Source organism: Pseudomonas arcuscaelestis, assembly GCF_016881005.1.
Taxonomy (GTDB): Bacteria; Pseudomonadota; Gammaproteobacteria; order Pseudomonadales; family Pseudomonadaceae; genus Aquipseudomonas; species Aquipseudomonas arcuscaelestis.
In genome coordinates this window covers 301797-319589 of sequence record NZ_JACOPV010000003.1, presented here as the reverse complement: position 1 = coordinate 319589, position 17793 = coordinate 301797, and the positions used below count along the sequence as shown (strand labels likewise).

Annotated in this window: 20 protein-coding genes; all 20 read right to left on the bottom strand. The window is 60.4% G+C overall.

The window, feature by feature from the left end; all coding sequences use genetic code 11:
- Nucleotides 1–3: 3 nt before the first annotated feature.
- On the bottom strand, nucleotides 4–858 hold the full coding sequence (locus H8F21_RS05840; protein WP_203480903.1) for a HemK/PrmC family methyltransferase: 855 nt from the start codon (nucleotides 856–858) through the stop codon (nucleotides 4–6).
- Complete coding sequence (locus H8F21_RS05835; RefSeq protein ID WP_203480905.1) at nucleotides 855–2288, bottom strand: NAD(P)/FAD-dependent oxidoreductase; 1434 nt, start codon at nucleotides 2286–2288, stop codon at nucleotides 855–857. Before H8F21_RS05835 ends, H8F21_RS05840 begins: the two co-directional genes overlap by 4 nt.
- 276 nt (nucleotides 2289–2564) lie before the next feature.
- Nucleotides 2565–3404, bottom strand: coding sequence for a CsgG/HfaB family protein (locus H8F21_RS05830; RefSeq protein WP_203482437.1), 840 nt, complete (start codon nucleotides 3402–3404; stop codon nucleotides 2565–2567).
- 27 nt (nucleotides 3405–3431) lie between these two features.
- Nucleotides 3432–3851 carry a curli assembly protein CsgF gene (locus H8F21_RS05825; protein WP_203482438.1) on the bottom strand — a complete coding sequence of 140 codons (420 nt, stop codon included), beginning with the start codon at nucleotides 3849–3851 and terminating at the stop codon, nucleotides 3432–3434.
- Nucleotides 3848–4243: a curli production assembly/transport protein CsgE gene (gene csgE / locus H8F21_RS05820; protein WP_136476512.1), complete on the bottom strand. Its 396-nt coding sequence runs from the start codon at nucleotides 4241–4243 to the stop codon at nucleotides 3848–3850. The genes H8F21_RS05825 and csgE overlap by 4 nt, the downstream gene beginning before the upstream one ends.
- Nucleotides 4240–4770, bottom strand: coding sequence for a type II secretion system protein (locus tag H8F21_RS05815; RefSeq protein WP_203482439.1), 531 nt, complete (start codon nucleotides 4768–4770; stop codon nucleotides 4240–4242). Before H8F21_RS05815 ends, csgE begins: the two co-directional genes overlap by 4 nt.
- Nucleotides 4745–5119 carry a type II secretion system protein gene (locus H8F21_RS05810; protein ID WP_136476516.1) on the bottom strand — a complete coding sequence of 125 codons (375 nt, stop codon included), beginning with the start codon at nucleotides 5117–5119 and terminating at the stop codon, nucleotides 4745–4747. The genes H8F21_RS05815 and H8F21_RS05810 overlap by 26 nt, the downstream gene beginning before the upstream one ends.
- 5 nt (nucleotides 5120–5124) lie before the next feature.
- Nucleotides 5125–5598 (bottom strand): prepilin-type N-terminal cleavage/methylation domain-containing protein, encoded by a 474-nt coding sequence (locus H8F21_RS05805; RefSeq protein WP_203482440.1) that lies wholly within the window; start codon nucleotides 5596–5598, stop codon nucleotides 5125–5127.
- 3 nt (nucleotides 5599–5601) lie between these two features.
- Nucleotides 5602–7428 carry a secretin N-terminal domain-containing protein gene (locus H8F21_RS05800; RefSeq protein WP_203482442.1) on the bottom strand — a complete coding sequence of 609 codons (1827 nt, stop codon included), beginning with the start codon at nucleotides 7426–7428 and terminating at the stop codon, nucleotides 5602–5604.
- Complete coding sequence (locus H8F21_RS05795; RefSeq protein WP_203482444.1) at nucleotides 7425–7925, bottom strand: hypothetical protein; 501 nt, start codon at nucleotides 7923–7925, stop codon at nucleotides 7425–7427. The genes H8F21_RS05800 and H8F21_RS05795 overlap by 4 nt, the downstream gene beginning before the upstream one ends.
- Complete coding sequence (pilO, locus tag H8F21_RS05790) at nucleotides 7925–8473, bottom strand: type 4a pilus biogenesis protein PilO (RefSeq protein WP_203482446.1); 549 nt, start codon at nucleotides 8471–8473, stop codon at nucleotides 7925–7927. Before pilO ends, H8F21_RS05795 begins: the two co-directional genes overlap by 1 nt.
- Nucleotides 8460–9002, bottom strand: a complete 543-nt coding sequence (locus tag H8F21_RS05785) for a PilN domain-containing protein (RefSeq protein WP_203482448.1) — start codon at nucleotides 9000–9002, stop codon at nucleotides 8460–8462. Before H8F21_RS05785 ends, pilO begins: the two co-directional genes overlap by 14 nt.
- A 1-nt stretch (nucleotide 9003) precedes the next feature.
- Nucleotides 9004–9792: a hypothetical protein gene (locus H8F21_RS05780; protein WP_203482450.1), complete on the bottom strand. Its 789-nt coding sequence runs from the start codon at nucleotides 9790–9792 to the stop codon at nucleotides 9004–9006.
- Entirely contained in the window at nucleotides 9773–11476 is a 1704-nt protein-coding gene (locus tag H8F21_RS05775; protein ID WP_203584141.1) for a GspE/PulE family protein, read from the bottom strand. The genes H8F21_RS05780 and H8F21_RS05775 overlap by 20 nt, the downstream gene beginning before the upstream one ends.
- A 53-nt stretch (nucleotides 11477–11529) precedes the next feature.
- The gene (locus H8F21_RS05770; RefSeq protein ID WP_203482454.1) at nucleotides 11530–12060 is read right to left on the bottom strand and encodes a response regulator; all 531 of its coding nucleotides are present in this window, start codon (nucleotides 12058–12060) and stop codon (nucleotides 11530–11532) included.
- A 229-nt stretch (nucleotides 12061–12289) separates the two neighbouring features.
- Entirely contained in the window at nucleotides 12290–12934 is a 645-nt protein-coding gene (locus tag H8F21_RS05765; RefSeq protein WP_203482456.1) for a SurA N-terminal domain-containing protein, read from the bottom strand.
- Entirely contained in the window at nucleotides 12931–14466 is a 1536-nt protein-coding gene (locus H8F21_RS05760) for a cytochrome c/ABC transporter substrate-binding protein (protein WP_203482458.1), read from the bottom strand. Before H8F21_RS05760 ends, H8F21_RS05765 begins: the two co-directional genes overlap by 4 nt.
- A 5-nt stretch (nucleotides 14467–14471) precedes the next feature.
- Nucleotides 14472–15146 carry an SCO family protein gene (locus tag H8F21_RS05755; protein WP_203482460.1) on the bottom strand — a complete coding sequence of 225 codons (675 nt, stop codon included), beginning with the start codon at nucleotides 15144–15146 and terminating at the stop codon, nucleotides 14472–14474.
- A complete protein-coding gene (locus H8F21_RS05750) occupies nucleotides 15143–15808 on the bottom strand; it encodes an SCO family protein (RefSeq protein ID WP_203482462.1) in 666 nt (221 codons plus the stop codon). Before H8F21_RS05750 ends, H8F21_RS05755 begins: the two co-directional genes overlap by 4 nt.
- Nucleotides 15805–17790, bottom strand: a complete 1986-nt coding sequence (locus H8F21_RS05745; protein WP_203482464.1) for a cytochrome D1 domain-containing protein — start codon at nucleotides 17788–17790, stop codon at nucleotides 15805–15807. Before H8F21_RS05745 ends, H8F21_RS05750 begins: the two co-directional genes overlap by 4 nt.
- Nucleotides 17791–17793 lie beyond the last annotated feature (3 nt).

The window sequence follows — 17793 nt, the reverse complement described above, 5'->3', positions numbered from 1 at the left end:
TGTTCAGCAATCGTCACGCAGACGGCCAACCGTCATTACCGCAATGCCAGTGGTATCGGACGCAGCAGGGTCGATAATTACCTCGACTTGCGTGAAGCTGTGTTGTTGGAACAACTGACACACAGCGCTGGCCTGGTCCACGCCATGCTCAATGACCAACCATCCTCCAGGCACCAGCACAGCGACCGCCAGTTCGACAATGTGTCGAATCAGCTCCAGGCCATCAGCGCCCGAATACACCGATGCCTGCGGATGGTGACTGCTCCACTCGGGCAGTAATTCAAGACCGAGGGGAACGTAGGGAGGGTTGGCCACGATCAGCGCTACCTGACCGGTGAACGGGGCGAACACCGAGGTATCGCGAATGTCCGCCTGCAAGGCGTCGGCCCATATGCCTTTGCAGGCCATTCGAGCAATATTTCGCTTGAGGTAATGCGCGGCGACGTCATCGAATTCAACACACGTAACCGCAAGATCAGGCCTGCGCTGTGCGATCGCCAGGCCAATCGCACCACTGCCAGCGCAAAGGTCCAACACCCGACTGCCTTCGTCCAGTTGCTGTTTGTCCAGCCATGTATGAATGATGGTGCTGTGCTGCCGGGGAATAAATACGCCACTGCCGATCACCAGCGGCATCTGATCAAATTCGGCGGCGCCGACAATATGGCCCAGGGGGATTCGATTACAGCGCTCGCTGACCGCCAGCTTGAACTCATCGAGTGCGCGGGCCTTATTGCTGCGCTCAAGAAAGCGATCTACCAAGGCCTGCAAGTCACCGTCCACATCCCAAACGCTGGCGGCCTTCAACAAATGACGCGCGCGAGCAACTTCATGTTGTTCGCGTTCATCCAGGCTCATGACCAGGCCTTGTAATAGTTCGAAAGTTTCGTGCGCATTGACTCATAAAGATAAGAAAACGCAACCAACTCTGGCGGTGGGGTAAAGGTAGGATGCAGTGCATCAATGAGCTGCTGATAGTTACTCGACAAACCTCTATCGAGTAGCGGTAGCCAATAAGGTTTTACCTCCCAGCGGTATTCATAGCCGGTGGCGAACATCTGCTTGACGGTTTCCTCTACGGTAACTTCCCGCGCCAATCCAGTCAGCGGCGCGCGCACCGGTTTGAACACAGTGAGGTCCAGATCAGTCGTGTTCATCCCCGTCAGGCAATCGGCAATGTAAGCGGCCAGCAACGGCGACTGGTGCAATCCATCTCGATAGGTTCCGGTCGCCAACCACAACCCTTCGATACCGCATTCACCTATCAGCGGGAAGCCATCGGCTGGAATGGGACGGTTACCAACCTGGATAGAAATGATCTCGGCGTCATGCAGGTCGAGATTCAATTGATCGACAGCGCACCCCAGCAGGAATTGAACATCTGAAACCAGCGCCTGTTGCTTGGGCTCTTCACTGAGAATATTGGTGGCGCCCAGGTACAGCACCCCATCGCCACGCGGCACGCAATGCAGTCCGCAGGCAAAGGCGCGATTGGGCGTGCGTATGACCGAGGTGGGAAGCGCCATGTGACTGGGCAGTTTCACCAGGATAGAAACGCCATATCCACTGAATAATGGCGGTATCTTGCTCACAACCTGATCAAGTCCACTGAGCAGTTCCAGTGAGTGCGCGCCGGCGGCTACCACGACTTTTTTCGCAAACAGAACTTCGCCACTGTTGAGTTCGACGCCGGTGGCAACTCCACCTTCGGTCAGTACGCGCCTGGCATTCTCGGCCTTTATTGTGCCGTGCTCGGCCAGCAATGCCTGATCCAGCTTCTCCAGCAGCAGGTGGGAATCTACCGCGTGCTCGCCCGCAATGAACAAGCCACGTAATGGGCGTACCAGTTGATTGGGGTTGAGCCAGCCGAGCGATCTCGGGTCGATGCTTTCAAACGGCTCGCCATAGCGTTCAAGGGTGTGTTCGATGGCGTGGTAATTGACGGTATCGACTTCACCCATGCCGGCGCTGTTGAGCAAAACATAGGTACCTTGGGCGCTGAACAGATTGCAGTTGTTTACCGATGAGCGCGCAAGTCGGTCAGACCACGCCGGCCATAAGTCTTGTGCCTGGCGGTCCATGTGTAACTTGAGACGACCATAATCGCTGGCAAGCAGACCGCTGGTGACCTCGCCATAACAGCCATTCATTGCACCTGCGGCTTTGGACGCCGCATTGACCCGATCGGTTTCACCGACCCGGCAAACAGTTAAACCTCGCGAGCAAAGCTCATAGGCAATAGAACCGCCAATGGCGCCCGCGCCCACAACTATAACGTCACATACCATACTTGACCCACCTCTAAACTTGTCGCAACAAGCAACTATGCGATAACCACTAAACCGTTGAGTATTTTCAACATCGCAGTGCTTGCGACACACTTTAGGGTAGCCATTACACCCACGTTAGCAACAGACGAAATTTCCTTTAATTATGCAAGCAAGTTCCCACAAAACCATTCAACCCATAAACATTATGTGAACCTCAACAACACCAAAACGATTTAAACGTACTTATATCTTGAACAACTTACCGCCTTCGCCCGTAGAACAAAGCGCTGTTTATCAAGGCGCCTGATATTGGCTCAGGTATTTATCCAGGGTCGCCTGATCGCCACTTCCGCTGTCCGCCACTTGCCACAAACGCCGTTCGATACCCTGGGCCAACAGGTGGCCCACCGCGGCCTCAATGGCCGAGAGTACGCAGAGTTGCGCTGGCTCGTTGGTGGTGTAGCCTACCTCGGCTTCGAGCAGTTTCTTGAACTCGATGAATTTGAATACCCCGGCGCTGCGCCCTACCGAGTAGATGGTCTTGCTGGTCATGACGTTGGCCAGCACCTGACCGCTGCGCACATCGACGGCCCGCAGGTTGACCGAAACCTGGTCCACGCGATACTCACGGGAAATATCGATCCCCAGGTAGCGCGCCCCTTCCCCGCCACTGCGCACGTTGGTGTCATAGGCAATGATGCCGCCCTCGAGCATCAGGTTGGCCGCCTGCAGCGGCGGCAGCTCACCCTGGATGTTCACGGGGGTGTCTGGCTTTTTCTGCGAGGCGCGGATGATCTTGCGTTCGGTCAGCAGGTTCTGCAGCCCTTCGCGCTCCAGTACTACAAACCAGCCACTGGCCTGCAAGGCATCCATCAACATGCTGGCTGCGCCCTGGGTGACGCTGGTGGAAAACGAGCTGGCCGGTGTCGGTTTGTATTGCCCGGTCTGATCGCGAAAGCCATACACCACCGCCATCAACCGCCCCTTGGGGCGCGGCATGTTCAACAGGTCGTAGTAGGTCGAGGCCCGTGGTGTAAGCGTCGGGCTTTCGGTGTCGTCGGCAGGCATCGGGTCACGCAAGCTGCAGCCTTGCAAGGTGGCGAGGATCAGCAGTGTGGTCAGAATTCTTTTCATGGTTGTTTCTCCCCATTGCCCCGCCCTTCAAGGGTTCAGGCCGTTTACCAGAACTTCCGAAATTTCACCTGTTGCCCGGTCGGTGATCTGAATCGTCAAGGCCCCAGAATCATCGAGCACATTGATGATGAAAGCGTCCGTCTGCAGGCTGCCGGTGGTGCCGTTATTGATGTTGTTGAGCAACTGCGAAAGCAGGCGTGATTCAAGCTGGCTGGTGAAGCGCTCCAGGGCCGAGGTACCAGCCAATGCCGAGGCACGACTCTTGATGGCCGGGTCCTCGTGATCGTTCTGCGCTTGCGCGTTGTTGAGCAGCCAGGTGCCGTTGAGCGGGTTGCCGCCAAAAGCAGGGTTGACCGGGGTGTACACCAGTTCGGTGGCGCTGGCCTGGCTGCCCAGGGCTGCCAACAGGACCAGGGAGGCCAGGCGGCAGGTATTATTGTTGTTCATAGCTCGTCCCTCTCAAGATCAGTGGTGTCCTGCAGCAGCATCTGCAGCTTGCGCTGGATGATCTGCGCCTTGACCAGGTCAGCCGCCTCATACGCGGCGTCCTTCAGCTCGGTGGTGTTGGGTGGCAAGAAGCGCCGATAGATCACACGTTGCTCGTACTCGACCGTTACCAGGCTGCCCCAGCGTGCATCCGGCCGTTCCCGTACCACCAGGTTGAAATCCAGGCGGCTGGTGGCACGCAGCCGTTCGGCGAAGCTGTAATAGAAGTCATGGCCGATATGCGAGATGGTGTTGTCGACGATGAAACCCATCATCTCGTCCTCGGCACCGCCGCGCGCAGTGCCGCTCAGCAGCACCAGGGCCAGGGCGCAGGCGGCCAGTTGGCGGTTCATTCTCCTGCTCCCTGGCTCAGCCCTTTACGTGCGCCGGCGGCAGACTCGGAGAACGCCTTCTCGGCAACGAACTGCCAATCGGAGTAATGCTGCAGACCTTCGAAGTCCGACCATTGGGCGGCAAAGCCGGCCTGTTTCATGGGTGCCTGTTCGGAACGGCTGTACACGCCAGTGATACGTCCGTCGATAGAGCGCAGCAAGCCCCAGTCGTCGCTGCCGGTAATCGGATCTGGATACAGACGACGCAGGTGGCGCTTGAGGTTGGGGTAGCGTGGATCTTCCAGCAGTTCGTCCAAAGTCTGCGGGTACTGGGCAAGGCCCGGCGAGTCGCGGTAATAGCTGCGCAGCGCCTGGGCATACTGGCTGCCGACCCAGAGCAGATCACGCTCACGTTCACGCATGGACTGGGTTGACCACAGTGTCACCGTGGCGCTCAGGGCGATACTGGTCACCGCGATCAACAACAGCACACCCAGGTAGGTGAAACCCGCCTCGGCGGCGCTACCACTCGGCAAATAAGCTGCCATCACGCGCCCTCCCGGTTGCACCGCTCTTGATATCGGCCACGGCACCCGCCACACCTTCTGGAGGCGCAATCACCTGCCACAGGTCACGACGCTCAGTGATCGGGTCCAGCGGCGCATTGCGCAGGTAGCGTTGCTCGACCAGTTGCTCCAGCGATTCGGGGTAATGCCCGGTGTCGCCATAGTAGTGATCGAGGGCTTCGCGCATTACTGCCAGGCTCTGACGCAAGGTGGCTTCACGCGAGGTTTCCAGGCTCTGGAAATAGCGCGGCATGGCAATGGTCATCAGCGTGGCAATAATCGCCATCACCACCAGCAACTCGATCAGGGTAAAGCCTTGGTTGCGTCGCATGCTGATCACCACTGCCCGTAGGCGATGCCGTTAAGACCCTTGCCCGACGCCTTGGAGTAGACATCGAAGACATCCTCGCCCTCACGCGGGCTTTGCGCCGAACTGTCATAGGCGCGCAGCCCCCAACCGCCTTCATCATCGACCTTGCGGCTGCGCAGCGGATCGTGGGGAATACGCCGCAGGAAGTAGAACTTGGCGCCCTTGGCACTGCGTACATCGCGTACACCATCCACCAGCACCTGCAGGTTGGGCGGATAACCCGTGGCGTTGAGCGATTTCTCGATGTAGCCGGCGTCGAAGGCACGTTTGTAGGCATCGATGGCATCACGGATTTGATACAACGCAATTTTCAAGTCCTGTTCCTTGCCCCGGCGCACCAGGGTTTCAGTCAGCGGTGCAGCAATCGAGGCCAGCAACCCGAGCAGGGCCAGGGTCAGCATTACTTCGATCAAGCTGAAACCTGCCATCGAGCGTTTCATCGCTTACGGCCTCACTGCATTAGGAACGGCGGCTATCGGCTGCTCTTCGCTAAGCTCTTCGGCAGTGCGATTGAGGTTGCGAATATGCATGCTGGTTTCGGTGCCTGAAGGGAACTCCATGTCCGATGGGCTCTGATACGGCAGGTTGCGCACGATGCGCGGGGTGATCGACAACACCAGCTCGGACTGGCCCTTGTCGCTCCTGTTGCTGCCGAACAGACGACCCAGGCCGGGAATGTCACCCAGCCACGGGATCTTGTTGCCACTGGCGCCTTCGTCATTACGCACCAAGCCCGCCAGTACCTGGGTTTCGCCGTCATGCAGGCGCAGGCTGGTCTGGGCGTTGCGGGTGTCGACCTGGACTGGAATGGTGCCTTGACGAGTGGGTTCAAGAGGCTTGGCGTTGCTGACTTCCAGGGCCACCTTGATTGCCACTTCATTGTTCAGGTGCACCACCGGCGTGACTTCCAACTTCAGACCGACATCCAGGTAAGTCACGCTTTCAGTGATGACCGGCCCTTGTGTCGACGGCACCGATGTGGCGCTGATGATCGGCACCCGCTGACCGATGTGGATACGCGCTTGTTCGCGGTTGCTGACGCGAATGACCGGGCTGGCCAAGGTATTGATATCGTTATCCTGAGCGTTGATCTTAGCCTGTGGCGACGGCGAGATGGTGATCCGCGAGGAGTCGATGCCACGCAGATCGTCCAGGGTGCCCACTGGCTTGCCATCTTCATTGAGTACGCCGAAGGTGTTGGGCCACTGCAGGCCCAGTTCGAGAATGCGCGAGCGGGCAATCTCCATCACCTCAACCTCCAGGACCACCTCGGGATTGGACTGGTCCTGGGACTGCAGTAGCTTCTCGGCCATGCGCACGGCATCGGGAGTATCGCGCATGGTCAGGGTGTTGAGACGCTCATCGACAAACACATCACGGGTCTTGAGCATGGTCTTGACCAGGTTCAGCGCGGTGTTTGAATCAATGCTGGTCAGGTAGAACGTACGCATCACCAGCTCTTGATAGTCTTTGGTCTTTTGCGGCGAGTCCGGGTAGATCAGCAGGGTGTTTTCGTTGACGACTTTCTGGTGCAACTGGTTCTGTTCCAGCAGCAACGCCACTGCATCTTCAATGCGCACATCCTTCACGAAGATGGTCGCCTTCATGTCCGGACGCAGGTCCTTGTCAAAGATGAAGTTGAGCCCAGCCACCTGCGACAGCACCTCGAAAATGGTTTTCAGGTTGGCGTCGCGAAACTCCAGGGTTACCGGCCTTTCCATCTTGGTGCGCAACTGCGGGTTGGGCTGCGAAGTGCGACTCTGCACCAGTTCGATGTCCTTACGCAGGGCCAGGCCATCCTGATTCTGCGGGTCGAGCTGGAGCACTTCGCGCATGAAGCGTTCGGCACCGAACAGGTCACCTTGGCGCAGCGCCGCCTGACCCAAAGCCACGCGTTCGTTGATGTTGCCAATCTGCTCGATCTGGCGAACCGCCTCCTGCGCCCGACGGTTATTCGGTTCCAGGGTCAGGACCCGGCCATAGCCCAGGCGGGCATTGGCAAAGTCATGGCGAGTACGATCGCTGTCGGCCTGGCTGAGCAAGGACTCCACCGCTTGCCGACGCCCCTGGATCACGGCGATATTGAGTTCGGTATCGCGTGGGTTCTCCCTCAATGCTTCCTCGAGCATGGAAATACCGGCTTCGTATTGCCCTTCGGCAATCAGTGCCTGGCCGTCTTTGCGTACACCGCTGGTGCCGCACCCGGCCAGGGCAACACAAAGTGCGAGCATCAGGAATGGCGCCTTGTTGCAGTGCCTGGACGAAATCATGGTGCGCTCCCTACAGACAAAGTCTGGGACAGATGCAACGGCAGGTAGACCACGCTCAGCTCCGTGGCGGAGATGTGCTCGATCCGGTAAATGTCATCGATTACGTCGCCACGGCGTACGACGTAGAGCTTTTCGCCGCTTTGCAGGAACACTTGCTGATCGTCGCGATCGTCGAGGCGACCGACAAATTGAAACGGCAGCGCCGGTGCTGCAGGCGGCAAGGCCACTGGCGTCACGGCAACAGGCTGTTCGGTCACCGTGGCCAGTTGCACGGCCGGCTTCCAGTTCTTGCTGGGGAACAGATCGCGCAGTTTCAGCGCAGCTGGCTTGGCGCTCTGGGTTGCAGAATCGGCGGCTGCAAGCGAGCTTTTGTCGGCAACAACGACTGCCGCGTCGCTGCCGGCGGTTTCGCTGTCGAAGAAGTAACCCGGCGCCCAGCTCAGCACTGCAGCAGATCCGAGAAAGGCCAGCCAGGCCAGACGACGTTGAGTGTTCATCATGACCTCGACAGGTAAATGGTCATCCGCAGGCGACCGGTCAGTTCGCTGTCGCCGATTTTCTTGCGTTGCAGGTCGACGTCTTCGAGCACCAGCGCAGGTAACTGACCGAGCATGGCGTGGACGAAACGGCGGATCTGCGGGTAGCTGCCACGCACCGGCAGGAGAATCTGGTAGCGGGCCAACTGAGTCTTGGGATCGACACCCAAGGCGTACTCGCCACGCGCCAGGCTGATGCGTTCGGCCTTGGCCAGGCTGTAGATGCGATCGATAACCACCGTGGCCTGGGGCTGCGCGGGCAACTGCTTGTGAAAGTCTTCCAGTTCGCGCTGCGGCATTTGTGGCAGTTTCAGATCGCCCCGCTTGAATTGCTGCAGCTGCTCCTGGGCTTGCTCACTGTGCAGCTTTTGCTGCTGCAACTGTTGCCATTGCGGCAGCAGCACCGCCGCAACATAGAGCAGGGCCAGCAGTGCCAGGCCAGCACCTGCCAGGCCAACCACACCCAACTGGCGAGCACGTTCATGGACAATCAGGCTATGGATGCGCATTGCCGATCTCCCAAGTGGCCGAGAGGTTGAACTGCACGGGGTGCTCGGCCTGCTTGGCCATGATTTCGTGATTGAGTAGCGACACATCGCGCAACTCGCCACTGGCTTCCAGGCGCTTGTGAAAGGTCAACATGGCTTCCAGATCCCGCGCTTCTGCGCTGATGCGGACCTGGCCTTTACGTGCATCTGGCGTCAGGGTCAGCAGCGCGACGTCGTCCTGAGGCAGGGCCTCGAGCATGTCGAACAGGCGCTCCCAGGGCCGCTGCAGTTGTTGCGATACGCTGCGCATCTGTGCCAGTTTCTCGGTTTGCTCGCGGCTCTGTGCTGGCGTCAGCGAGGTGCTGTGTTCAGGGCGCTTACCCAATTGCCGCTCGAACGTTTCCAGTTGCTGGGCAAGATCCGCCTGCTGCTGCTCGATGGTGTGCGCAAGCACAATGGCCCCGGCCAGCAGCGCAGCGCAGACACCCAGCAGCACCCAGGCGCAAAGGGCTGTGCGCCGTGGCTGGAAGTCCAGCTCCAGGCGGCGCATTTCAGGCCACCGCCCGAGTCATGCGGCACAGCACATCTGCTGTTTCACCGCCCAGGTCACACAGTTGTACCCCCGCCAACGCCGGTGGCTGCTCCTGACGACCAGGTGCGTGGAGGAACACCGGCAGTTCGCGCTCAGAGGCACTGAGCTCACATTGGCGGGCAATCAACGCTTGCAGTGCGGCGTCGCTGTCTGCGCCGCCCTGGGCGCTGACCTGCCGCCACACACCGTTCTGCGCCAACAGGCAGACGGTACGTTGCGGCTCGGCGAGAACGAAGAGGAAGTCGTTGTGCCCCAGTTGCTCGGCAAAGCGGTTATAGGCGGCCATCAGGTAAGGACGCACCGAGCGCAGACGCAGGCCCAGGTCGCGGCAGTGCTCATGCAGACGCTGCAACAGCGCCTCGGGTACCGCCGTGGCGATGCGCGCCTGGCCCGCAGCTTCGGGGGAGACCACCAGGCGCCAGCCATCCAGGCTTTGTCCGTAGTGAGCCTCGAAGCAGGCCCGGGCATACTGCTGCAGCTCGTCAGGGCGGCTGATCGCCGCGCTCCAGGGCACCAGGCAGAAGCGGCAGTACTGCGCTGACAGCAGCAGTTGCAACTCGCCGCCCTTGCAGCGCTGTTCAGCCAGCAGGCTGTGCAGCGTATCGAGGGCCAGGTTGGCGGCCTGGCTGCGCTCGGCAATAAAGCCCAGGCTGCCCAGCCACTGTTGTTCTTGTCCCAGGCGTTGGCTAAGACCTACACCCTGGGCGCCGAGCACGGCGATAAAGCGATCAGGCGATAAATGTGACACGATTGATCTCCTCCAGGGTGGTCCGGCCATCGCGCACCAGTTCCAGTGCCGAGCTGCGCAACAGGCGCAGGCCGCGTTGACATGCCAAGGTCCTGATCTGTGCCAGGGGCCGGCGCTCTACAATCATTTGCCGCAGTTCGTCGTCCAGGTGCAGCAACTCGGCAATCGCCGTGCGCCCGCGATAACCGCTGCCCCGGCACTGGCCGCAACCGCTGCTGTGAACAAAGTGGTAATGCCCTACCTGCCCTGCTTCCAGGCCGGAAAGACTGAGTTCTTCGTCGCTTGGTTGATGAGGGCTGGCGCAATGCGGGCAGGCCAGGCGGATAAGACGCTGGGCGAGCACGGCATTGAGCGCGGAAACGAAGCTGTAGGGGTCGACCTGCATCTGGCTGAAGCGGCCGATCACATCGAAAACGTTGTTGGCGTGGATGGTGGTGAACACCAGGTGGCCGGTCAGGGCCGACTGCACGGCGATCTGCGCAGTGTCGGGATCGCGGATCTCACCGACCATGATCTTGTCCGGGTCGTGGCGCAGAATAGAACGCAGGCCGCGGGCAAAGGTCAGGCCTTTTTTCTCGTTGACCGGAATCTGCAACACCCCCGGTAGTTGATACTCGACCGGATCTTCGATGGTGATGATCTTGTCCACGCCGTGGTTGATCTCGCTGATCATGGCGTAGAGGGTGGTGGTTTTACCGCTGCCGGTAGGGCCGGTAACCAAGATCATCCCGTAGGGCTCATTGGCCAGCCGGCGCAGGCTGCGCAACGTCTGGTCTTCAAAACCCAGGGCCTGCAGTTGAACACCGCTGACGCGATCTGCCAGGTCCTGCTTGTCGAGCACCCGCAGTACCGCATCTTCCCCGAAGATGCTGGGCATGATCGACACCCGAAAGTCGATCTGCCGGGCGCTGATACCGATCTTGAAGCGGCCATCCTGAGGGACGCGTTTCTCGCCAATGTCCAGTTCGGCCATGACCTTGATCCGCGAAATGACCTGCTCGGCAAACTCGCTGCCGCTGACTTTGCTGATGCTGTTGAGCACACCGTCGATGCGGTATTTGATCACCAGACCGTTGCCGGTCACGCCCAGGTGAATGTCGCTGGCATGCATTTTCAACGCGTCATAGAGGGTCGAGTTGACCAGCTTGACGACCCGACTCTGGTCCTCGCTGATACTGGCCAACGACAGGCTCTGCACAGTATCGAGCTCGCTGACCGCTTCGCTGTCGTGGTCGAGCGAATCGACGGCATGGAAGCTTTCTTCGTGACGGGCGAGAAAACCGGCGAGATCTGCAGCCTCGACCAAATACAGCGGCGCGCCTTGCAGGCACTCGTCGATCCAGGCCAGGCGAGCGCTGTCGAACGGATCAGCGAACACGCCCAGCGCCTGGCCGTCATGTTCCAGAAAAAGAAACTCACGTTTCAGGCACTGAGCCAGGCTGACCCGATCGAACAGCGGCGTGGCGGCAAACAGCGTCTGGCCGTCGAGGACTGGGTAATGCAAGGTGGCGCCCAGACCAGCGACGAAATCGGCGGGATTCAGGCCGCTAAGGCGTTGAAGGGTGTCGAGCAGGCGTTCGGCATTTTGTTCAGCAGTGGCACGGGCCTGGGCGAGCAACTCACGACCGAGGGGTGCGGGAGCACCTTCCTGGGTAGCGACAACAGCGAGCGACACGGTGTCCATGACTTGCTCTCCAGCGCGGAGCGCGGCAAGCCATATTCAGGTCTGCTCGCGCGTTACTCCCCGGTGAGCAGTTGGTCGTCGTCCGGTTTCGGCTTTCGTTCGCCACGTCGGCGATCTGCCAGAACCCAACTACCGTCGAACAACTGCAGGGGGAAACTTTCACTCCTGCTCTGGCGTCGCTCAACGAACCCTGTGTCCGTGCTCCCCTCGCTCCCGGCTTCGCGCTTGATGCCCATCAGGTCGTTGACTGCACGGGCCAGTTCGGCCAGCGGAAAAGGCTTGAACAGGATGTGGCTGACTCCCAGCTGGCTGGCTCGCTCGCGAACCTCGACGGTCGGATGGCCAGTGATCAGCACGAAATGACAGTTCCTGCTCTTGCGCACAGTCTCCAGTACCTGAAACCCCTCCATATCGGGCAAGCGGAAATCGATCACTATCACGTCGGGTTGGGTGCGTTCGGCTTCGCCAATGGCACTGGCCCCGTCGTGGGCAACATGGACGTTCAGGCCTTGCGCATCCAGGTAAGCCTGGATATTGCCCGCAAGGGTCTGTTCGTCATCGACTACCAATACTGTGTTAACCAAGGTCGACTCCTTGAAACATCACAGGCCCGGTCAACCGGTCTGCCGAAGTGCGCCCTTGTATAGGCTTACGCATGCTTCGTGCCAGACCGCAGACAGCGCTTTCGAATGTGCTATGTCGTTGATTCTTTAAGAGTAGACGCAAACGGGCCATAGCCCCTCCCCCAATCCCGGGGACCAGCTGGCGTTTTGCCCCTACTGATATCCCCAACATTGGGGGTCAGATGAGTCGTCAGTCAAGTCGTTGCACCTGCCCGGCGTCACGTAGACGCTGTAGCAAGGCCTGGCGCGCCTGCGCCTGCTGCTGCTCGACAAGTAGACGTTTTGCCAAAACCAATCCCTGCTCTGGTACGACAGAGGGGTCGGCACTTTGGTTCTGCACTGGCGGCAAAGAACGTGCGTTGGCCAGGTAAAAGGCGCGAACTTGCGCTGCATCCGGCTCCGGAACCTGCGAAGCCTGCATGAAGACCTGCTGTGCAGCCAATTCGTGGCGGGTGTATGCGGCGAAACTTTCAGCATCGAAACCGGCGTCGGCCAGACGCTGATCAAAACGCTTGGCTGTTCCCAGGGCCAAGCGTAACTGGTCGATCTGTGCATTGACCTCAGTGTCGCTGACGCTGACGCCTTGGCGCTGCGCTTCCTGCCAAAGCAGCTCTTTGTCGATGAGGTCGGTCAGGGCCTGGTCACGCAAGCGTTTATAGACGCCCGGGTTGCGGATACTGGTTACTGCCCTGCCCTGGGCCTGCAGATAGTCGGCAAAATAGCGCTCCAACCGCATCTGGCTGATGATTACGCCATTGACCCTGGCTGCCGGTATCTCTTGCTGAGCCTGCAGCTGCGTAACCACCAGGCACAACAACAGCGCGAACAGTTTCATGGCGCAGTCTCCTCAACGACAGGACGGTAGGCCGCCACCGGATAGAACACCGGGCCGGGCATTTCCAGGGTCACGACATGGGCGCCCGCAAGGCCTTGCCGGCGCCCCGGACCGAAGCTCAGTGGCGGGGTAAGGCCGGTCTGTACATCGTGCAGGTCTTCCAGCGCCCGGATGAACTTCTCCCGGCTGACATCGCGCCCAGCGCGCTTGAGGGCGTCGCCAAGCAGTTGCACCGAACACCAGGTGCTGACCTGCAAAACGCCCTGATAGCCATTCAAGCCTTGGCGAGAGCGCATTTCACTCATTGCACGACGTCCGGTAGCCGTCCAGTCACCGGGCACGAAGGGATAGGCGAGAAACACCCGTCGCGACCAGACGTCAGGTACTAGCGGCAATTGGCTGGACACCTGACTGGAGCTGGCGAACAGATACGGCGTGCGCCCGACCTGCTGCAGTTGTGCGGTGAGGCGAGCGAAGTCCTCGGCCTTGCCGAGAAAGAAGATCGCCTGCCCTTCGGGGGCTTGTTCGCTCAGCGGCTGGGCCTCCACCTTGCTCCAGCCACGTTGCAGCAGCTGCTGTTCCAGGTGCTCGGCCAAGTTCGCCTGCTCGGCGTCGGCGTAGACAATCCCCGTACCGGCCTGTCGTAGCGCCAGATTGGCCTGGGCGTAGTCGGCCAGGCTCAATAGTTGGTCATCAAGCCCTGGCAAGGGATCGAACATCTGGGCGCTGGCACTCAGCGTTGGCGCGGCGCCAATCAAAGGTACGCGTGCCTGCTCCAGGCGCGCCGCCAATACAGGCTCCAGTGCAGGAGCCAGCGGCGCAATCAAGGCGAATACCTGCTCCTTCTCGAGCAATGTGCTCAGCGCCTGCTCGGCACTGGCCAGACTAGGCCCGGGGTCGACAGTGATCAGTTGCAACTGCCGACCATGAATGCCGCCTTGCAGGTTGAGTTGGGCAATACGGTCCTTGAGCACCGCCGCCACCACCCGCGCTGAGGCGGCGTTCGCGCCCTTGCCAGGCAACAATGTACCCAGGCGCAGCGTGCGCTCCTCCAAACCTGGGTCACGGTCATCGGCCAGACGTTTGAGGTAGGCATTCAAATTGCGCTGATCCGCCATGCTCAGGACAAAGCGCGGCATGGCCGGATCCAGGCGATTGCCAGCCGGGTCGCGTCCTTCTTGAATGGCCCGTGCCAGGCTGGCCTCGGTGTAGGCCGGATAGGCGCGGCCATTGATCGTGCGCAGGCCCTGGCCGATGGCCAAACGCTGCCAACTCAGCGCAGGCGGACGCACTCCGCCCTCCGCGCGCCCCAAGCCATCCGCGCCATGGCAACTGCCACACGGCACGACACTGGCGGGCACCAGCATATCGGCCGCCCCCACCCGCGCTGAAACCTGCGCGTCACTGCTCGACAGCCCTTCCCGGTACAAACGTTTGCCTGCCAGCTCCGCCGCGGTCAAGTCCAGGGCCTGAGCGGCGTGACTGACACCAAGGATCAGCACCAGGGTCAAGGTGCGCAGCACGCTGGTCATGATGCTCAACGCCCGGCCAGCGGTTGCGACAACAATTGCAGGCGCTGGGCAATAGCCATGGCCGGCGCATCGGGGCGAATTTTGCTCCAGCGCTTGTTGGCCACGTCACCTGCAATCAACTGGGTGGAATGCTGTTCCGGGCTGGGGATCAGGTGGCCGAGGCGCATCAGCACCAGGTCCATCTGCGCCTTGTCACCGGTGAGGAACAGCCAGTTGGGACCATCGACACCCTGCTTCTCGGCGAATGCCTTGAGCACCTGCGGGGTGTCGTTGGTGGGGTCGCTGCTCAAAGAGATGAACGTGACCTTACTGGCAGCGTCCTCGCCCATCGCCTCGCGCACCTCGCGCAATTTGCGGGTGATCAGCGGGCAGGCATCATTGCAATGGGTAAAGATGACATTGAGCAGCACCACCCGATCCTTCAGCACATCACTGTAGAAGCGCAGGCTGCGACCGTTCTGGTCCTGTACCAGGCTGTCGGTGAAATACGCCTGGGCATCGTGGGTGCCAGCCGTTGGCGTTACCGCGTTGGTGCTGGGGGTCGGCGTGGGCTCGGGGCTGGCTTGCGGCGCGTGCCCCTCGTGGGCAAAGGCCACCGAGCTCAAGATCCACAAGCACACCGCCAGGGCTACCCAATCGACCCCGCGCATGGTGGTTCTACCGGCGCTGGCAGTGCTCATGGTTGCACCTCCTGGGCGATAGCAGTGTGTTTGGCATGTATACGCCGAGCGCTGAGACGATCAACTTCGTTGACCAGCAGCGCAGGGTCGGTGAAGCCATAGAACCGAGTCCATTTGCCGGTGCGACCGTCACCGACCAAGATTAACGGCGGATGCTCGGCAAGGTTGGCACTGAAGCTGCCCAATCCCTTGAGCGTCTCGTTGACGGCATAGGGCGAGCCCGTCAGCCAGCTCCACCCTGGCCCAACCTGAAAGGTCTTGGCGTAGTCTTGCAAGCGTTTGGAGTCGTCGCGCTGGGGGTCGACACTGATCGACACCAACTGCACTTCTTCACCCACCCTGCCGCCCAATTGCTTTTGCACCTTGCCCATGATCGACGACACCACCGGGCACACCGTGGTGCAACTGGTGTAGATAAAGCCCATGACCACCAGGCGGTCGGCAACCAGGTCCTTCTCCAGACGCACCGGCATGCCGTTCTGGTCGAGCAACTGCACATCGGCAAAACGTACCGAGGTTTTTTCCTGGTGGGCCTCGGGTGCGGTATGGCCGCTGTGATCATTGGCACCGCCATGGTCGACGCCTCCATGAGCCTGGGCTAAACCACAACTGGCGGCCAACAGGCAGAGGCTGAACAGTCTGCAGCGATCAAGCATTTTCATCGCACACTCCTTGAATCCGAGTCGGACGCTTGTTGAGCCGCGGCGGGCAGCACCCGCAGGCTGGTGTAGTTTTTCTCGGCAAAGGCACTGCCCAGGGAGGGCGCCTGTACGTGCAAGTACCAGGCCCCGGCTTCGGCCAGCTCCAGAGGTGCCTCATAGACCCCATCGCCGACCTCATGCACGTGGCTGTCGCGGGCCATGGAAGAAGGCGCCAGGAAGTAGCGCACGCTCAGATCCTTGATGCCATTGCGCGGGGTGCCGTTGCCTTCGACGATACGAAAGCGCGCAGTGAACGGGCTGCCCTGCACCACCGCCACAGGGTCGAGCATGAACTCGATCTGCGGTGTCTGGCGGTGCGGCGCGGTGGATGAAGCCGCCACCTCGGTACTGAAGCAGTGGATGATCTGCGGCTGGTTGAGCAGGAACGCCACATCGAAGGTGCCGGAAGCAGGCAGCTTGACGGTGGAGCTGTACACCCCGGGGGCAACCTCACGCAGGCTGCGGTCGATTACCAGGGCTGCGCGGGCGTTATGACCGCGATTGGAGTAGCCGGACATCGGTGCGTTCATGCCTTCGGCGTAGAAGTAGGTGGTGTTGTCCACCGGGTTGACCACGAACACCGAGTTCTCGTCGCGCGCCGTGGTCAGGCCCTGGGCCAGCGGCAAGTCACCCGCCTGGCGCGGCGCAGCAGTACCAGCCTCGAAGCCCTGGATGATCGGCTGACGACCCTCACCAAGACTGCTCAGGTTGATCATGGTGACCTTTGCCGAGGCCAGGCCACGGATGTACGCATAGGCCTTGGTGAAGTTCAGTTGGTACGGTTCTGCCGATACCGGCAAGCGGTGAATCAGTTGGTCGGTACTGGCGTCGATCACCAGCGCCTCGCTCTCCAGTGTGTTAAGGACAATGCCGAAGCGCCCGTCACTGCTGAAGCGCATCGGGCCCAGGCCCTGCTTGCCCTCGATGCGGTGGCGCAATTGATGACTGCGGGCATCGATAACGCTGATACTGCCGTCGCGCCCATCAGCGACATAGACCGCCTGGGACAGCGCCGAATACGCCACCGACAGCGGGTGTGAGCCGACCTTGAGAGTTTTCACCAAGCGCATTTCGCTGGCATCGATCACGCTCAGGGTGCCGCTGTCGCGGTTGCTGACAAAGACGTAGCGTGAATCGGCGCTGAACGCGATTTCATGATGGCCGGCGCCAGTGGCGAAGAACTTCATGTTCTTGCGGCTCGGCACATCGATCACGGTGACACCGCTGTGCTGCGGGTCGCTGGCGTTGTTGCCGACCCAGAGCAGGCGCTGGTCCGGCTGCAGGGCAACCCGCAAGGGCTGCTTGCCTGCATCGATGTTAGCCACGCGCTTGAAGGTCTCGGTGTCGATCAACGCTATTTCGTCGCGCTCGGGGATAGACACGTACACCTGTTTGTCATTGCTGCTGGCTGCCCAGTCCATGGGGATACCAGGCAACTCGATACGGGCCAGTGTGCTGGTGACCCCGCCAACGGAAACCGAAGGGTCAATTACGGTCAGGCTTGCATCCTTGTTGAGCATCAGCAGGAAATAACTGTTGAGATCCAGCAAGGGTCGAGCGCCGATACTGCTTTTAAGAAACAGCGCCACCCGGGCCTTGCAGCTCTTGCTGCGGTCCTTGGCGGCATCGCCGGTCAGCGCCGGGTCGAGCCAGGCGCCGGGCGACACGCCCGACAGTGGCTGGCCGCTGTTCTGATCGGTGATTTTGAAGCGCACATTGGCAAAGCCGCCTTCGATGAGCTTCCCGCCCTTGTCCAATGGCCGTGCCTCGAACTCGACGGTGACACCGTCGCGACTCAGACGGTGCAGCGCCTGAGGATCCGGAACGTTCTCGGCCAACTCGCTACGCGGGTCGCACCACAGGCTTTCATAGCTGATCCCCAGGCCAATCAGGGTCAACCCTGCCATCAGCCCCAGGTACAACGGTCGATTTTTCTTGTTCATGAC

Excerpts from the sequence above, each read along its gene's own strand:
- H8F21_RS05840 (WP_203480903.1), bottom strand. The coding sequence starts at position 858 with ATGAGCCTGGATGAACGCGAACAACATGAAGTTGCTCGCGCGCGTCAT.
- H8F21_RS05835 (WP_203480905.1), bottom strand. The coding sequence starts at position 2,288 with ATGGTATGTGACGTTATAGTTGTGGGCGCGGGCGCCATTGGCGGTTCT.
- H8F21_RS05830 (WP_203482437.1), bottom strand. The coding sequence starts at position 3,404 with ATGAAAAGAATTCTGACCACACTGCTGATCCTCGCCACCTTGCAAGGC.
- H8F21_RS05825 (WP_203482438.1), bottom strand. The coding sequence starts at position 3,851 with ATGAACAACAATAATACCTGCCGCCTGGCCTCCCTGGTCCTGTTGGCA.
- csgE (WP_136476512.1), bottom strand. The coding sequence starts at position 4,243 with ATGAACCGCCAACTGGCCGCCTGCGCCCTGGCCCTGGTGCTGCTGAGC.
- H8F21_RS05815 (WP_203482439.1), bottom strand. The coding sequence starts at position 4,770 with ATGGCAGCTTATTTGCCGAGTGGTAGCGCCGCCGAGGCGGGTTTCACC.
- H8F21_RS05810 (WP_136476516.1), bottom strand. The coding sequence starts at position 5,119 with ATGCGACGCAACCAAGGCTTTACCCTGATCGAGTTGCTGGTGGTGATG.
- H8F21_RS05805 (WP_203482440.1), bottom strand. The coding sequence starts at position 5,598 with ATGAAACGCTCGATGGCAGGTTTCAGCTTGATCGAAGTAATGCTGACC.
- H8F21_RS05800 (WP_203482442.1), bottom strand. The coding sequence starts at position 7,428 with ATGATTTCGTCCAGGCACTGCAACAAGGCGCCATTCCTGATGCTCGCA.
- H8F21_RS05795 (WP_203482444.1), bottom strand. The coding sequence starts at position 7,925 with ATGAACACTCAACGTCGTCTGGCCTGGCTGGCCTTTCTCGGATCTGCT.
- pilO (WP_203482446.1), bottom strand. The coding sequence starts at position 8,473 with ATGCGCATCCATAGCCTGATTGTCCATGAACGTGCTCGCCAGTTGGGT.
- H8F21_RS05785 (WP_203482448.1), bottom strand. The coding sequence starts at position 9,002 with ATGCGCCGCCTGGAGCTGGACTTCCAGCCACGGCGCACAGCCCTTTGC.
- H8F21_RS05775 (WP_203584141.1), bottom strand. The coding sequence starts at position 11,476 with ATGGACACCGTGTCGCTCGCTGTTGTCGCTACCCAGGAAGGTGCTCCC.
- H8F21_RS05765 (WP_203482456.1), bottom strand. The coding sequence starts at position 12,934 with ATGAAACTGTTCGCGCTGTTGTTGTGCCTGGTGGTTACGCAGCTGCAG.
- H8F21_RS05760 (WP_203482458.1), bottom strand. The coding sequence starts at position 14,466 with ATGACCAGCGTGCTGCGCACCTTGACCCTGGTGCTGATCCTTGGTGTC.
- H8F21_RS05755 (WP_203482460.1), bottom strand. The coding sequence starts at position 15,146 with ATGAGCACTGCCAGCGCCGGTAGAACCACCATGCGCGGGGTCGATTGG.
- H8F21_RS05750 (WP_203482462.1), bottom strand. The coding sequence starts at position 15,808 with ATGAAAATGCTTGATCGCTGCAGACTGTTCAGCCTCTGCCTGTTGGCC.
- H8F21_RS05745 (WP_203482464.1), bottom strand. The coding sequence starts at position 17,790 with ATGAACAAGAAAAATCGACCGTTGTACCTGGGGCTGATGGCAGGGTTG.